The organism is Flavobacterium microcysteis (genome assembly GCF_006385255.1).
Taxonomy (GTDB): Bacteria; Bacteroidota; Bacteroidia; order Flavobacteriales; family Flavobacteriaceae; genus Flavobacterium; species Flavobacterium microcysteis.
Genome location: NZ_VFJE01000030.1, coordinates 1 through 756 on the forward strand (window position 1 = coordinate 1; position 756 = coordinate 756).

Annotated in this window: 1 pseudogene; it reads right to left on the reverse strand. The window is 58.9% G+C overall.

Features of this window, described 5'->3' with window-relative positions:
* Positions 1-756 (reverse strand): annotated as a pseudogene (locus FJA49_RS18320) (T9SS type A sorting domain-containing protein); the annotation flags it as partial.

The following is a 756-nucleotide window of genomic DNA, read 5'->3' on the forward strand; positions in this document are numbered from 1 at the left end:
CATCGAGCTTTATGACCCAGTAGTCCGACATCCCGTAGCACTTCTCGGACTTGTTTCCGGATTCTGGCGAGTTGGACGATCCTCCCAGGAGGTATCCCCCGTCCCGTGTCTGCACGGCACTGCGTAGCTGGTCGGCATACTGCCCCCCGAAGGCCTTCTGCCATTCGACCTTTCCTTCGGAATCGAGCTTCACGGCCCAGTAGTCCAGGTTGCCGAACCCGGCTTCTGACTTCCCGAACGGGTCGGGCTGTCCTGCCAAGATCTTCTCGCTTTTTGCGGAACTTGAGGATCCCGCCAGCAGGTAGCCCCCGTCGGAAGTCGGCACTATGCTCTGCAGGAGTTCCTGTCCGGCGCCCCCTATGGTGCGCTGCCACTGTTCCCCGCCCTTGGCGTTTAGCTTTATTATCCAGAAGTCTTCCTTCCCGAACCCGTCATCCTTCTTCTGGTCGCCCTTTTTGGAATCGGATGTCCCGGCGAGTATGAATCCCCCGTCCTTTGTCAGGCGTACGGCCTGCAGCAGGTCGGCACCGGCTCCCCCGAAGGCCTTCTGCCAGTCGAGCTCTCCTTTTTCGTCCATCTTCCATACCCAGTAGTCGAGGTCGCCTGCGGCTTCCTCGGTCTTGTTTCCGGTCTTTTGGGATAGTGAGCTTCCTGCGAGTATGAACCCGTAGTCGGGAGTGGGCTGTGCGTCGAATAGGTATTCGGAGTGATTTCCTCCGTAGGATTTCTCCCAGAGGATGTCCTGGGCTTGGAGCG